The organism is Acetobacter tropicalis, assembly GCF_030644465.1.
In the GTDB taxonomy this organism is placed as follows: domain Bacteria; phylum Pseudomonadota; class Alphaproteobacteria; order Acetobacterales; family Acetobacteraceae; genus Acetobacter; species Acetobacter tropicalis.
Genome location: NZ_JAUYUW010000001.1, coordinates 1,378,469 through 1,392,747 on the forward strand (window position 1 = coordinate 1,378,469; position 14,279 = coordinate 1,392,747).

Annotated in this window: 12 protein-coding genes; 6 read left to right on the forward strand and 6 right to left on the reverse strand. The window is 58.1% G+C overall.

The genetic code is table 11. The annotated features are described in order from the left end of the window. Positions 1-35 precede the first annotated feature (35 nt). Both QWU00_RS06140 and acnA read right to left on the reverse strand, forming a co-directional pair. Complete coding sequence (locus QWU00_RS06140; RefSeq protein ID WP_269320086.1) at positions 36-764, reverse strand: amino acid ABC transporter ATP-binding protein; 729 nt, start codon at positions 762-764, stop codon at positions 36-38. 100 nt (positions 765-864) lie between these two features. Continuing rightward, complete coding sequence (acnA, locus tag QWU00_RS06145) at positions 865-3,558, reverse strand: aconitate hydratase AcnA (RefSeq protein ID WP_035380158.1); 2,694 nt, start codon at positions 3,556-3,558, stop codon at positions 865-867. A 292-nt stretch (positions 3,559-3,850) separates the two neighbouring features. Here acnA and ccmA point away from each other — a divergent pair, with 292 nt between their 5' ends. Both ccmA and ccmB read left to right on the forward strand, forming a co-directional pair. Next, on the forward strand, positions 3,851-4,531 hold the full coding sequence (ccmA, locus tag QWU00_RS06150) for a heme ABC exporter ATP-binding protein CcmA (RefSeq protein ID WP_035380160.1): 681 nt from the start codon (positions 3,851-3,853) through the stop codon (positions 4,529-4,531). Continuing rightward, entirely contained in the window at positions 4,528-5,196 is a 669-nt protein-coding gene (ccmB, locus tag QWU00_RS06155) for a heme exporter protein CcmB (RefSeq protein ID WP_081939049.1), read from the forward strand. The genes ccmA and ccmB overlap by 4 nt, the downstream gene beginning before the upstream one ends. Before the next feature lie 323 nt (positions 5,197-5,519). Here the strand turns inward: ccmB and QWU00_RS06160 are convergent, their stop codons facing one another. The 3 genes from QWU00_RS06160 to QWU00_RS06170 all read right to left on the reverse strand — a co-directional run bounded on the left by QWU00_RS06160 (position 5,520) and on the right by QWU00_RS06170 (position 9,115). After that, a complete protein-coding gene (locus QWU00_RS06160) occupies positions 5,520-6,566 on the reverse strand; it encodes an aldo/keto reductase (protein ID WP_035380162.1) in 1,047 nt (348 codons plus the stop codon). 481 nt (positions 6,567-7,047) lie between these two features. Next, on the reverse strand, positions 7,048-7,803 hold the full coding sequence (locus QWU00_RS06165; protein ID WP_231551681.1) for a YfdX family protein: 756 nt from the start codon (positions 7,801-7,803) through the stop codon (positions 7,048-7,050). Positions 7,804-7,984: 181 nt separating this feature from the next. Then, positions 7,985-9,115 (reverse strand): type III PLP-dependent enzyme, encoded by a 1,131-nt coding sequence (locus QWU00_RS06170; RefSeq protein WP_006558878.1) that lies wholly within the window; start codon positions 9,113-9,115, stop codon positions 7,985-7,987. Between the two features lie 449 nt (positions 9,116-9,564). On the opposite strand from QWU00_RS06170, the gene QWU00_RS06175 reads away from it, so the two are divergent. After that, entirely contained in the window at positions 9,565-10,551 is a 987-nt protein-coding gene (locus tag QWU00_RS06175) for a YihY/virulence factor BrkB family protein (protein WP_035380166.1), read from the forward strand. 445 nt (positions 10,552-10,996) lie between these two features. On the opposite strand, the gene QWU00_RS06180 is transcribed toward QWU00_RS06175, so the two are convergent. Continuing rightward, positions 10,997-11,596 (reverse strand): septal ring lytic transglycosylase RlpA family protein, encoded by a 600-nt coding sequence (locus QWU00_RS06180; protein ID WP_035380300.1) that lies wholly within the window; start codon positions 11,594-11,596, stop codon positions 10,997-10,999. 301 nt (positions 11,597-11,897) lie between these two features. Here QWU00_RS06180 and aroQ point away from each other — a divergent pair, with 301 nt between their 5' ends. Genes aroQ through accC form a run of 3 tightly spaced genes read left to right on the forward strand, consistent with a single transcriptional unit; the run spans position 11,898 to position 14,154 of the window. Further along, on the forward strand, positions 11,898-12,353 hold the full coding sequence (gene aroQ, locus QWU00_RS06185) for a type II 3-dehydroquinate dehydratase (RefSeq protein ID WP_006558884.1): 456 nt from the start codon (positions 11,898-11,900) through the stop codon (positions 12,351-12,353). Beyond that, positions 12,350-12,811 (forward strand): acetyl-CoA carboxylase biotin carboxyl carrier protein, encoded by a 462-nt coding sequence (accB, locus tag QWU00_RS06190; RefSeq protein ID WP_035380168.1) that lies wholly within the window; start codon positions 12,350-12,352, stop codon positions 12,809-12,811. The genes aroQ and accB overlap by 4 nt, the downstream gene beginning before the upstream one ends. Next, positions 12,811-14,154: an acetyl-CoA carboxylase biotin carboxylase subunit gene (gene accC / locus QWU00_RS06195; protein ID WP_006558886.1), complete on the forward strand. Its 1,344-nt coding sequence runs from the start codon at positions 12,811-12,813 to the stop codon at positions 14,152-14,154. The genes accB and accC overlap by 1 nt, the downstream gene beginning before the upstream one ends. Positions 14,155-14,279 lie beyond the last annotated feature (125 nt).

Genomic DNA, 14,279 nt, shown 5'->3' on the forward strand with positions numbered 1-14,279 from the left:
GACAAACCGTGACAGAAAATGCCGCAGGCCTTGCTTCACAAAACTGTCCTTAAAAAACGTCGGGTGCGCTCATCCACAGGATTCACGCACAGGGTTTCCGGTGGTCCGGCCTCTATAATGTGTCCACCATCCATGTAAACAATGATATCAGACGCCACCTGGGCAAAACGCATGTCATGCGTCACCACAATCTGGGTCATGCCTTCATTGTCCAGCGTGCGCATCACGCCCAGCACTTCCTCCGCCACCAGCGGGTCCAGTGCGGATGTGGGTTCATCATACAGCATGATCTCCGGCCGCATGGCCAAGGCGCGGGCAATGGCCGCGCGCTGCTGCTGCCCGCCGGAGAGAGAAAGAGGATAGCGCTGCGCCACCTTGCCTAGCCCCACCTTTTCCAGCAGGGCCATGGCCTCATCCCGTTCTTCCACGCCGCCTTCGCCCTTCACCACGCGCGGGGCCAGCAGAACGTTATCCAGAACCGTAAGGTGCGGGAAAAGATTAAAGCTCTGAAACACCATGCCCACATGGGTGCGCAGCTTATGGGCCATATGCTCGTCAGCACGCCGCCAGGGGCCACCTTGGCGTTCTATCGTAACGCCCATGGCGGTTACGGTCCCGCTATCCGGTATTTCCAGAAAATTCAGACACCGCAGAAATGTTGATTTCCCGCAGCCGGATGGGCCAATCACGGAGATCAGCTCTCCCTTGCGCACTTCAAGGGAGACACCGCTCAGAATTGCCCCTTCTCCAAAGCTTTTGTGCACATTCAGCGCACTCAGAACAATGGGGTCTTCTTCAACGCAAAAAGCCGACCCGGAGTGATCCGGGTCGGCAATGTCGTGTCCGCTAGGAACAAAACGGTTATCAGGCAGCTTTGGTCATCCCACGCAACACATACTGAAGGATGCCACCATGCCGGTAATACTCAACTTCGTCCAGTGTATCGACACGGCAAAGAAGCGGAACATCCTGCTTGGAACCATCAGCACGCGTAATGGTCATGGTCACATCCATGCGCGGCGTGATTTTTTCCAGCCCCGTGATGGTGATGGTTTCATCACCCTTCAGGTTCAGGGTCTTGCGGGTTGTGCCTTCCTTGAACAGCAGCGGCAGAACGCCCATGCCCACAAGGTTAGAGCGGTGAATACGTTCAAAGCTTTCAGCAATGACTGCCTTGATCCCCAGCAGCAGGGTGCCTTTGGCTGCCCAGTCACGGGAGGACCCCATGCCGTATTCCTTGCCACCAAAGACCACAAGCGGAACGCCTTCCTTCTTGTATTCCATGGCGACATCGTAAATGAAGCCTTCCTTGCCATCAGGATAGTGCTTGGAAAGCCCCCCTTCCGTGCCCGGCAGCATTTCATTCTTGATGCGGATGTTGGCAAAGGTGCCACGCACCATCACGCGGTCATTCCCGCGGCGAGAGCCGTAGGAGTTGAAGTCACGCGGTTCCACACCATGCTCGATCAGATAACGCCCGGCAGGGGAGTCCTTCTTGATCGCACCGGCAGGTGAGATGTGGTCAGTCGTGATGTTGTCACCCAGCAGGGCCAGGATACGGGCGTTTTCAATGCCACCACGCGGCTTGGGTTCCGGTGTGATGTCCTTGAAGTACGGCGGATCCTGAACATAGGTGGATTTTGCATCCCACGCGTAGGTTTCAGACCCGGTGGCAACCTTCAGGTCCTGCCATTCCTTCGTGCCCTTGGACACGTGCTTGTAGCGCTTGATGAACTCTTCACGGTTGATGGAAGAACCGATCAGGTCAGCAATTTCCTTGTTGGAAGGCCAGACATCTTTCAGATAGACCGGCTTGCCATCCTTGGAGGTGCCCAGAGGTTCGGTCGTGATATCCTTCCGCATGGTGCCCAGAATGGAGTAGGCAACCACCAGCGGCGGGCTGGCAAGATAGTTTGCCCGCACGTTCGGAGAGATACGGCCTTCAAAGTTACGGTTGCCGGACAGCACGGAAACAGCAACCAGGTTGTTGTTTTCAATGGCATCCACAATGTGCGACGGCAGCGGACCGGAGTTACCGATACAGGTTGTGCAGCCATACCCGACCGTGTTGAAGCCCAGTGCATCCAGATCTTCAGACAGCTTGGAGCGGTCCAGATAATCGGTCACAACCTGAGAACCGGGAGCCAGTGAGGTCTTGACCCAGGGTTTGGGTTTCAGGCCCAGAGCACGCGCCTTGCGGGCCACCAGACCAGCCGCAATCAGCACCGCCGGGTTGGAGGTGTTGGTGCAGGAGGTAATGGCGGCGATCACAATATCGCCCTGACCGATTTCATAGTTGGTGCCAGCAACCGGAACCCTCTTGTTGGCATCGTTCGCGGGAACGCCAAGGGAAGAGGTCAGTTCTTTTTCAAACGCGGTCTTGGCTTCCGTCAGAACAACGCGGTCCTGCGGGCGCTTCGGGCCGGAGATGGACGGCACAACCGTGCTCAGATCCAGTTCCAGAACATCTGTAAACACAGGTTCCGGCGTTTCAGCGGTGCGGAACATTTCCTGCGCCCGCAGATATTCTTCGGTCAGCTTGATGCGGTGTTCATCACGGCCGGTTTCACGCAGGAAGTCCAGCGTCAGGGCATCAACCGGGAAGAAGCCGCAGGTTGCGCCATATTCCGGAGCCATGTTGGCAATGGTTGCGCGGTCAGCCACCGGCAGGTGATCAAGAGCAGGACCAAAGAATTCAACAAACTTGCCCACAACGCCCTTTTTACGGAGCATCTGGGTCACGGTCAGCACCAGATCGGTCGCCGTGGCGCCTTCAGGCAGCTTGCCGGTCAGTTTGAAGCCGATCACATCAGGGATCAGCATGGCAATGGGCTGGCCCAGCATTGCGGCTTCAGCCTCAATCCCGCCAACACCCCAGCCCAGAACGCCCAGACCATTGATCATGGTGGTGTGGCTGTCCGTGCCGTAAAGCGAATCGGGGTAGACGTAATCCTTGCCACCCACGTTGGCTGTCCAGGCAACCTGAGCAATGTATTCCAGGTTCACCTGATGGCAGATGCCGGTATCAGGCGGCACAACGGAGAAGTTTTCAAACGCTTCCTGGCCCCAGCGCAGGAAGGCGTAGCGTTCGCCATTGCGTTCAAATTCCAGCGTGATGTTTTTCTGCAGCGCATCCTGCGAGCCGTAAACATCCACCATCACGGAATGGTCGATCACCAGATTGACGGGAACCAGCGGGTTCACCTTCTGGGGGTCACCTTTCAGCTTCACAATGCCGTCGCGCATGGCGGCAAGGTCAACCACCGCCGGAACGCCCGTGAAGTCCTGCATCAGAATGCGAGAAGGCTTGAACGGCACTTCCTTGGTGCTGCTCCCCTTCGGCAACCAGCCTGCAATCGCCTTGGCGTCGTCCACATTATAGGAACGACCGTCTTCAAAGCGCAGGATGTTTTCCAGCAGAACTTTCAGTGAAACAGGCAGACGGCTAACATCGCCGATTGTTTTTGCTGCTTCAGGAATGGAAAAATAATGATAGGCCTTACCGTCTACAGTGAGTGTACGGCCTGTTTTCAGTGAGTCGTGCCCAACCGTCTTCATATAACCCTATCTCCCCTATCACAGCCCATGGCCGGTGATACGTTCCGGAAGTCGGCTTACCGCCTCTGACACGGTGCAGGTGCTCACCCGCTCTTCCGGGTGGCCGACTTGATATCCCGTTGGCAGTAGAACATACCGGCAGACTTACATGGCACAAGCCGGGGTGCGACCACGAGCGCGCGAGCACACAGGCTTTGGCGGGTTTTGACAGGTAACATTAAGGAGAAGTCCGATCTCCGAGACGTCTTTTGCAGAAGAGGAGCCACATTTTGCTGCCCCTCCCCCCTCCGGCATACCACGGCTTGTAGCAGAGTCTCTCTCGGTTTTCCGGGGGGACCGGCTGGTGCTGGATGATGTCAGCCTGAGTTTGCATGCTGGCGAGGCCATGCTGCTTACCGGCCCCAACGGGGCAGGCAAATCCACCCTGCTGCGTGTGCTGGCGGGCCTGCGTCGCCCGGATGGTGGCGCCCTGCTGTGGGACGGTGTGCCCATTGCGGAAGACCGCACGGCCCACGCCACCCGCGTGGCCTATCTTGGCCATCAGGACGCCCTGAAACCCAGCCTGAGTGTTGTGGAGAATCTGCATCTGTTTGCCCGTGCAGGCGGCGGCGACATGACGGCAGCACTGAAAGCTGTGGACCTTCTGCCGCTGGCGGATTTACCGGCCCGCCTGCTTTCCGCCGGGCAGAAGCGGCGTGCGGCCCTTGCCCGCGTGCTGCTGGCTCAGGCTCCCCTGTGGCTATTGGATGAACCCAGCCTGGGGCTGGATGCCAACGCCATTGTGCTGTTGGGCGAAGCCATTGCCCGGCACCGCGCTGCTGGCGGCGTGGTCATAGCCACAACCCATGTGCCGCTGCCCCTTGAAGACGTGCGCCATCTTGCCCTGCCCGGTGCGCCGGACCCAGCGGACAGATGGTGGGATGAGGAGTCGTCCGCCTTCTCTCCCTCTGATCACGAAGGAGCCAACGCATGATGAGCCTGTTCTGGGCCGTGGTCTTCCGGGACCTCCGGCTGGCACTGCGTCATGGGGCGGATACGTTGGGGGCAGTGCTGTTCTTTATTCTGACAGGCACCCTCTTTCCGCTTGCGCTTGGACCATCGCCTGATCTGCTGCGCCATATGGCCCCCGGCATTATCTGGGTCTGCGCACTGCTGGCCGCCCTTCTGCCGCTGGACCGTCTGTTCGGCGCGGAACTGGAAGATGGCTCGCTTGACCAACTTCTGCTGCTGGGGCTGCCGCCCGCGCTGGTGGCGCTGGCCAAGATAACCGCCCACTGGCTGACAACCGGCCTCCCCCTGCTGATTGCCGCTGTTCCACTGGCCATCATGCTGGGTCTCCCCACGGCCACGCTGCCTATTCTGCTGGCAGGCTTGCTGCTGGGCTCCATGGTCTTGTCTCTGGTTGGCGGCATGGGCGCATCCATTGTGCTGGGCGCGCGCCGCGGGGGCGTTCTGCTGCCGCTTCTGGTGCTGCCCCTCATAACCCCGGCCCTGATTTTTGGAGCCGCCGCTATTGACGCTGCGCGCACTGGCCTGCCTTGGGGGCCTGATCTGGAACTGCTCGGCGCTTTTCTGGCTGGCACTTTGCCTCTCTGCCCGCTGGCAGCCGGAGCCGGATTACGCGCTGCGGTGGAATAACCGACAAAAAACAGAGCCTGCCACATCACGCTGGCAGGCTCCGCTCAAAGACTGTTTAGAAAACCGACTGTGGCGGACTGGCAAAACAGTTTTTGAAAATACCGCCGCAAATCTGACCGTTTCCGAGGTCAACGAAGTGAAAAACTACTGGCCCAGAGGCAGATCGTTCGGCATTCGCTTCCTGATCTGACACGCGTACAGCCATTGTTTCCATGCTCCCTCCGTCGAGAGAGGAAGCATTCTTCCTTCTTTCCCCGCTTCACCAACTAGAGCGGAAGCACAATCCTGCTCCCTCCCCACGGAAACAACCGTCCACCCCCGTGTTAGGGCGCGGGGTTAGAATGCACCTGATGGATTGCGTTGATCTTGGCTTCCAGTTCTGGGGTGATGGTCACCTCCACAGAGCCAAGGATCGTTGCAAGCTGCTGCGTGCTGGTGGCCCCGATAATGTTGGATGTCACAAACGGGCGGGACGTAACAAACGCAACGGCAAGTTGCACAGGGTCCAACCCTTCTTCCCGCGCAAGGGCCAGATAGGCTTCAATCGCCACATCCACGCCGGGCTTCTGGTAGCGTTGCCCACGGTCAAACAAGGTCGTGCGTGCACCCGCAGGCCGCGCGCCATTCAGATATTTTCCGGTCAGATAGCCTTGCGCCAGCGGAGAATAGGCCAGCAGGCTGACCCGTTCCCTCAAAGCCATTTCTGCCAGCCCGATTTCAAATGTACGATTGATCAGGTTGTAAGCGTTCTGAATTGAAGCAATACGCGGCGCACCTGTTCTGGAACACGCGAGATATTCAGACACGCCCCATGCTGTCTCGTTCGAGACCCCTACGTGACGGATTTTCCCTTCCGTCACCAGATCGCCCAGAACGCCCAATGTTTCTTCAATCGGCACCTCATCCGCATCCGCCAGAGATGTAAACGTGGTACCCCCTTCTCCAAACAACCCGATCTTCCGATCTGGCCAGTGCAGTTGATACAGATCCAGATAGTCCGTGTTCAAACGCCGCAAAGACCGTTCCAGCGCGTACCGGATCTGCCGTGGTGTCAGGCGCGTTTCTTCCCCACCGGGCCGAAACCACGGTTGGGTGCCCCGTCCCACCGCCTTGCTGGCAAGGATAATCTTGTCCCGATTACCGCGTGCTTTCAGCCAGCTGCCGATAATGGTTTCCGTAGAGCCCTGCGTTTCAGCGCGGGGCGGAATGGAATAAAGTTCTGCCGTATCAATAAAATTGATGTCATGCGCCAGCGCCATATCAAGCTGGGCATGCCCTTCGGCTTCGGTGTTCTGCTGGCCGAAGGTCATGGTGCCAAGGCACAGTTCACTCACCATAATGCCAGTACGGCCCAGTTCTCGTTGCTTCATGCGGACATCACCTGAGAGAAAAACAGACTAAGGACGGGAACCACCATCAGCCCCGCCGCTTCCCTGTTGTTGCGACTAATCACGCAAAGAGCAAGGCTTTGACCTATTTTACGTTTTTATACAGTTATTGATTACCCCCAAAACGCTCTGCAACAGGGCGTAAGCATGGGAGGTCCGATCCAGAAAAAAGGGGATACCTCTTTAACAGGCATCCCCTTGCTTTCCCGATAATATCGCCCGGCACGATCGTGCCAGATGACGCGGGTGTCTGTTTGACAAGCCTGTCAGATGGGCCACATCAGGCCTTTCGAGACTGAAAGCGTTGGATTTTTGTCTCGGCGGTCTGACGTCTCGCCGCCCGATCCATCTTTTCTGCCTCAAAAACCCTTCACAGCCCGCAATCACGGACTTTCAACCAGCGGCCTACCAAAACGGCGCTCATGCCTTCAGAGGCGCAAGCACCACGCTGGAGTCCCGTCCCTTATTTGGAAGGAGCGGTCGGCGCACCTGCGGACTGCTGGCCTGCCCCTTGAATATCAACCGACGCATAGCGTACGGCGTTTTCGGCATCGCGCAGAGCTTCACTGGCCTTGTACGGGTTGCTTTTAATGAACTTTGCAGCCTGCGCCACATCTTTCCGGGTCTGCTCCAGCGGAACAGCGGCAATGATATAATCCGCATCCACGCTGGAGACACGCAACACTTCAGAAGCCCGAGCCGTGTTGCCCGCCTTCAGATGCCGGTTAGCCGCTGCCAGCGCGGCGGATTTTTCCGGGGTGGGTTCAACCGTTTCATCCAGCACCAGTTCGCCATCAATCGGCAACCATGCCACCTGCTTGCCGGTAGAAGCCAAAGGACGGGGCGGTTGCTGACGCGTTTTGGTGGGCATCAGTTCGTCTTCCGCTTTCTGGAAGGCCGTATTATCCGCCTTGGCCGTTTCCAGAGCGATCTGAGCACTGGCGATCAGTTTCTTGGCTGTGTCCAGATCACCATCATAAATGGCCTGCCGTGCCAGACTCAGTTCTTCAAATGCGGTGTTACCGTCCACGGACAACCGGCCAAAATCCTGCGCTGCCAGATTGGCAAGCTGGGCGTTGGCTGGTGAAGGCGCTGCCGGCGCACCAGAAGAGGCTGCCGCCGCCGCAACGGTTGTGGCCTGTGCGGCTGTCTGCGCCATGGCGGGCATAGCCACACCTGATGCCAACAGAGTGGCCAACACTATGCTTGATGATTTCACGATCCGTCTCCCTTGAACATTCCCACGCATCAAATGCGGGTAATGTTGTGCAGGAGGCGCTCAGCGCAAAGACAGGCGCGCACAAGGCAGGGCTGACCATGGGGCAGGCCCGTGCCAGATAAAGAAAAAAACAAACTGGCACAGGAGGTTAAGCCCTCCTGTGCCTGCTAAACATACCAGATCAGATATAATGCTCGGTCAGCGGCTTGAAGCCATTGAACCGGGTGGAGCAATAAGTGGACACATAGGCGCCGGTAGAAAGCAGGTCCACCTGCTCACCAGCCGTCAGCCCCAAAGGCAGTTCGTAAGCTGTCTTTTCATACATGATATCCGCACCATCACAGGTTGGGCCTGCAATTGCTACGGGGCCGGTCGGGGTACCATCGCGTTCCGTGCGAATGGCATAGCGAATGGATTCGCCTTCCGTTTCAGCCAATCCACCAAAGCGGCCAATGTCCAGATACACCCAGCGCGGCCCATCTTCCCGCCCGCGACGGCTGACCAGCACAACTTCGGACCGGACAACCCCGGCTTCACCCACAATAAAGCGACCCGGTTCCACCAGCATTTCCGGCAGCGCGTTGCCGAAGTGCTCGGTCATGGCGTGGCTGATGGCCATGGCAAAGTGATCAATGCTCGGCACATCATCCCGATACCGGACGGGGAACCCCCCACCCAGATTGACCATGCGCAGGTCAAGCCCGGCGGCACTCAGATCAGTGAACAGAGCGGCCACACGAGAAATGGCAACCTCGTAGGCGTCAGCAGAAAGCTGCTGGCTGCCCACATGGAAGGAAAGACCATACGGGTCCAACCCCATATCCCGCGCTTTGAGCATCAGATCACGCGCGGAGTCCAGCGTGGTGCCGAACTTGCGGGAAAGCGGCCATTCCGCGCCATCATTATCCACCAGCAGACGGCAATAGACGCGGGCACCCGGTGCATGTTCGGCCAGCTTTTCAAGCTCTTCCTGGCAGTCGAACACAAACATCCGCACACCGGCTGCATAAGCGGCGCGAATGGCGGAGACTTTCTTCACCGTGTTGCCAAAAGAAATGGCGTCCGGTTCCGCTCCGGCTTCCAGGCACAGAGAAACTTCTTCCCAGGATGCGGCGTCAAAGCAGGAGCCCAGGCCAACCAACCGGTTAAGGATGGGCATGGCAGGATTCGCCTTGACCGCATAATAAATGCGCGCCTGTGGCAGGGCGGTGTTCAGGGCATGGTAACGCGCTTCAACCTGATCGACATCGACCACGAGGCAAGGCGTTGCCGGCTTTTGTTCGGCGATAAAACGGGCAATTTTGGGAGTCATCCCACCCATTCCCCCAATATAAGGCTCTTGCTGCGTGTTCCATGCAGGAAGAGGAGTTGCGAAACGGTCTAACGGACCAGCGACCAAAGGCGAACCGTCCAGAAATGAGGCGGTCCCGATTGCCAGAACGCTTGACGTCGTTGCGTAACCTCAGAGGGCCAGTGGCACGTGCGTTGCTGCGTAGGGGCGTGCATATGAGGCCAAACCGCCACAAGTGCAAGACAAAAATGGAAGGTTTTCAAAAAAACATGGCATGACAGAAATACCCTCGGTAAAACCACCACTCACTTCGGTTTCTTCACGTTGTTTTTCCTGCTTGTTCGGGAACACCGCCGCTGCCGTGAAGGGAACCGCCCGTAACTTTTGGCCTTGTTCGTTCGCGCTCCTGGTCACTCGCGGTTCAACCTCTGGCCCCAAGCCACACGACAAAGAAGGATGTTTGACGCACGATGCAGGTTCTCTGTGATTCCGCCGCACCGTCGCCTGCTGAGCACCAGCCTCAGGAAAACCAGAATCCGGGTGTGGAGAAAACTGGCCGGACATTCCGCAGCCCATCAGACCTCGGCCGTGCAGACTGGAAGACCATTTTCATCCAGACTGCCAAGAGCCTCATTTCCGGCCCCACAACGTTGGTGGCCGCAGGCTGCGCCTTCTATACCACCCTCTCCCTGTTTCCGGCCATCAGTTCCCTGATTTCCATCTACGGGCTGGCGTTTGATGTGCAGACCGTCACGCCACAGCTTGAAGTGCTGCGCAGCCTGCTGCCGCCCAGCGCCTACAGCCTGATCTATGACCGTATCCAGACTCTGGTGGCCGAGCCGCACAGCTCTCTTACCTTCAATCTTGTCATCTCGCTGAGCGTGGCACTCTGGTCCGCTTCTGCGGCCACACGGTCCATTCTGGCGGCGCTGAACATTGCCTATAACACCAAGGAAAGCCGCAGCTTCATCGTGTTCCAGATCACGGCACTGAGCATGACGCTCTCCGCAGTGCTGGGCGCGGCTCTTACTCTGGCTCTTATGGTGGCGCTGCCTCTGTTCCTGAACCTGCCAGCGTGGCTGCACATCCCCACTCCGCCCGGCTCCCTTGAGTTTGCGGCCAGATGGAGCGGGCCGCTTATCATGTTCACCTTCCAGATTCTGGCAACATCGGTGCTCTACCGCTTTGGCCCGGACCGTCACCACCCTGCTTTGTGGCGGTGGGTTCTGCCGGGGGCACTGTTCGCCACGCTTACATGGATCATCAGCGCCTCAGGCTTTTCCTATTATGTCGCCCACATTGCCAGCTACAACGCCACTTACGGACCTCTGGGGGCAGTGATTGCCATCATGATGTGGTTCTTTGTCAGCGCCTGGGTGATTCTGATGGGTGCGGAACTGAACGCGGAAATGGAAAGCTACGCACGCGGTGAACGCCGCAAACCCGTTCACCTCTGATACACACAATCAGGGGCTGAACGAACATCAGCCGGACAGTACAGGCACACGGCGAGAAAAGACGGAAAGAAGAGCGCGCGGCAGGAGGCCAACCGCACTGAGCGCCTCAAGAGCAAACAGCCGCCCCCCTTGCATGACTTGATAGAGGCCACACTCAATAAAGCCACACTTCCGTCTGCTGAGCATCTAGCGAGGCTGAAAAACCAGCCGAAAAATCTGATTGAAGCCATGACAGACGCACGTCCAACAGGCAGGACGGGCCAATATCTACATATGGCCAACCTTCTCGGATTTTCGGTCTAAGGGCCTCGCCAAGGGCTTTCAGCGTGCCTTTGCAGGCTCATAAAAGACCCCACAGAAGCCTTTAACGGACGACTTCATGCGCCGCCCTTAACGTCTACAAGTCTGCCAGAACATGCTGACAGACTTTATTAAGGCGGAAATTCTATGAGCGTTTTGCGCGCCGGATCGGACGCACGGTATGCCCCTGCGCGGCCTCAAACTGCATGACGGAAGAGGATTCGATGGATTCGGCCCCATCCTGTGGCGCAGACGCAACTTCAATCGGTGCAGGCTCGATCTTCACGTGCGCAACGCCAGACCCAAGCATGCCAATTTTGGCTGCCGCGGCCTGCGAGAGATCAATGATACGGCCCCGACTATACGGCCCACGATCATTGACCGTAACCACAACCGAACGGCCTGTGTCTTCTGACGTCACCAGCAGCTTGCTGCCCAGTGGCGCGGTAGGATGGGCCGCAGTCAGGCTCGCTTTATTGAAAAGACTGCCAGAGGATGTACGCCGATGGCTGAAACGACCACCGTACCAGCTCGCCATGCCCTTCTGCAAAGCGTGATGACCCTTGCCCATGGCGGGGTTGGAAAACGTGGGGTCTTTCTGCTCGCGCGCGGCAAGAGCACGCTGCACAGAATCGGCCCACGCTGTGCCACTTTGCCCGCTATCCTCTGCTCGTGCAGAAGAAGCAGACCCCATGGAGGCCATAACAAACACACTTCCAAGAAGTGCCCGGCGTAGGGCTGACATCCGCTTGTTCACTCCATCACCCATTAAAACTGGTTGAATAAAGCCGTTGCATGCCTGAAAAAGCAACCAGTTTCTGCCCCGGCCCCTTTTACAGGCTCCCCTTTCATGGCGGAGGCTCATGGCGAAAAAGAGGCAGATACAGCGCGTTTTTGTGTTGCCCCCGCATTCCGGCCGCTGGCCTCACACCCCGCGGCAAATGGCTGGAACAGGCAACCCGGAACAGGTTTTTCCTGAATTTTCCGCCGCATACCAATCTCTTCTCTTGGATGCAGCGTGGCATCGTGCTACGGCCCGATGCACTATGGAAAGACCTCTTATTGCTGTGCTGAACGGCCCCAATCTCAACATGCTCGGCCAGCGTCAGCCCGAAATTTACGGCAGCGCCACCCTTGATGATGTGGAGCAGATCTGTATCCAGGCCGCCGACAAGCTGGATCTGGCCATTGATTTCCGCCAGACCAACATAGAAGGTGAGCTGATCTCCTGGGTGCAGGATTGCCGTAAACGGGCGCGTGGCATCATCATCAACCCCGCAGGTTACAGCCATACGTCGGTTGCCCTGCTGGATGCGCTTCTGGCTACGGACCTGCCGGTAATTGAGGTCCATATCTCCAATATTCACCGCCGCGAGCCATTCCGCCACATGTCCTATGTCTCCCGCGCCGCCGTTGGCGTTATCTGCGGGCTAGGCGTGACAGGGTATTCTCTGGCATTGCAGGCAATGACCGATCTTATTCTACATGAGGATGACCAATGAGCGGATTGCTCGTGGATGCAGATGCCATTCGGGCATTGGCTGAAATTCTGACCGACACCGGCCTGACGGAAATCGAAATTGCGGAGAAAGACAGCCGCATTCGTGTAGCCCGTGCCCCTGCTTCCGTGCAGGCCGTGGCTCCGGCCCCTGTTGCTGCTCCGGCTCCGGTAGCGGCCCCTGCGGTGGCTCCGGTTCCCGCTGCCCCGGCAGACCTCTCCCGCCATCCGGGTGCGGTTAACAGCCCCATGGTTGGCGTGGCGTATCTCACGCCTGATCCGTCCTCCCCTCCGTTTGTGAGCGAAGGCCAGATTGTCAGCGCCGGGCAGACCCTGATGCTGATTGAAGCCATGAAAACCTTCAACCAGATCAAGGCTCACAAGGCTGGCACGGTTAAGACGCTGCTGGTGGCCTCGGGCGATCCGGTAGAATTCGGCCAGCCGCTTGCCATCATCGAGTGATGTTTTCAAAAATCCTCATCGCCAACCGCGGCGAGATTGCCCTTCGTATCCTGCGCGCCTGCCGGGAACTTGGCATCAAGACCGTAGCGGTTCACTCCACTGCGGATGAAGACGCCATGCATGTGCGCCTGGCGGATGAAGCCGTGTGTATCGGGCCTGCTGCGTCACGCGACTCCTATCTGAACGTGGCGGCCATTCTGGCTGCCGCCACCATAACCGGGGCAGAAGCCATTCATCCCGGTTACGGCTTTCTGTCCGAAAACGCGGATTTTGCCGAAACGGTGGAAGCCCACGGCCTGACCTTTATCGGGCCAACGGCTGACCATATCCGCATGATGGGCGACAAGATCACCGCCAAAACCACCATGGAAGCCCTTGGCGTTCCGCTGGTACCGGGTTCTGACGGTGAACTGAAAAGCCTTGAAGAAGCACGCGCGGTTGCAGAAAAAGTTGGCTACCCCGTTCTGATCAAGGCGACGGCTGGCGGTGGCGGACGCGGCATGAAAGTGGCGCAGAGCGCAAGCGAACTGGAAGAAGCCTGGAGCGTAGCCCGCACGGAAGCCCGCACGGCTTTTGGCAATGATGCCGTTTATCTGGAAAAATATCTGGATAAGCCGCGCCATATCGAACTCCAGATTTTGGCCGACAACCACGGAAACGTGGTGCATTTTGGTGAGCGTGACTGCTCCCTGCAACGCCGCCACCAGAAACTGCTGGAAGAAGCAGGCTCCCCCGTTCTGTCTGCTGAACAGCGTGACGCCATTGGCCGCACCGCTACGGATGCTCTGGCCAAGATGGGCTACCGGAACGCAGGCACGCTGGAGTTCCTGTATCAGGACGGCCAGTTCTGCTTTATCGAGATGAACACCCGCCTGCAGGTTGAGCATCCGGTTACGGAAATGGTGTGTGATGTTGATCTGGTGCGCGAACAGATCCGCATCGCAGCAGGGGAAGAGCTGGGTTATACCCAGTCTGACATCTCCTTCTCCGGCCATGCCATTGAATGCCGCATCAACGCGGAAGACCCGGATACCTTTGCCCCCTGCCCCGGCACGGTGGCGGTGTATCATCCCCCCGGCGGCCTTGGTGTGCGCGTGGATAGTGCCCTGTACACCGGATACCGGGTGCCGCCTTACTATGACAGCATGATCGCCAAGGTGATTGTGCATGCCCCGACTCGGGCGCAGGCCATTGCCCGCATGCACCGGGCGCTGGACGAATTTGTGGTGGAAGGCATCAAGACCGTCATTCCGCTGCACCGCCGTATTCTGGCGGACCCTGAATTCCAGAAGGGTGAGTACACCATTCACTGGCTGGAACAGTTCACCAGCCGCCCGCACTGACCTCTACGTGCGACCAGAAAAACCCGGCTTTCGGAAGGAAGTCGGGTTTTTTGTGGTCACTCTTCCGTGATGCCCGGTTGACGCTTTCTCTGGTGCAGGTTTGCCTTCTGCCGCGTGCGGCATCT

Excerpts from the sequence above, each read along its gene's own strand:
- accB (WP_035380168.1), top strand. The coding sequence starts at position 12,350 with ATGAGCGGATTGCTCGTGGATGCAGATGCCATTCGGGCATTGGCTGAA.
- QWU00_RS06175 (WP_035380166.1), top strand. The coding sequence starts at position 9,565 with ATGCAGGTTCTCTGTGATTCCGCCGCACCGTCGCCTGCTGAGCACCAG.
- QWU00_RS06170 (WP_006558878.1), bottom strand. The coding sequence starts at position 9,115 with ATGACTCCCAAAATTGCCCGTTTTATCGCCGAACAAAAGCCGGCAACG.
- aroQ (WP_006558884.1), top strand. The coding sequence starts at position 11,898 with ATGGAAAGACCTCTTATTGCTGTGCTGAACGGCCCCAATCTCAACATG.
- QWU00_RS06160 (WP_035380162.1), bottom strand. The coding sequence starts at position 6,566 with ATGAAGCAACGAGAACTGGGCCGTACTGGCATTATGGTGAGTGAACTG.
- QWU00_RS06180 (WP_035380300.1), bottom strand. The coding sequence starts at position 11,596 with ATGTCAGCCCTACGCCGGGCACTTCTTGGAAGTGTGTTTGTTATGGCC.
- ccmB (WP_081939049.1), top strand. The coding sequence starts at position 4,528 with ATGATGAGCCTGTTCTGGGCCGTGGTCTTCCGGGACCTCCGGCTGGCA.
- accC (WP_006558886.1), top strand. The coding sequence starts at position 12,811 with ATGTTTTCAAAAATCCTCATCGCCAACCGCGGCGAGATTGCCCTTCGT.
- acnA (WP_035380158.1), bottom strand. The coding sequence starts at position 3,558 with ATGAAGACGGTTGGGCACGACTCACTGAAAACAGGCCGTACACTCACT.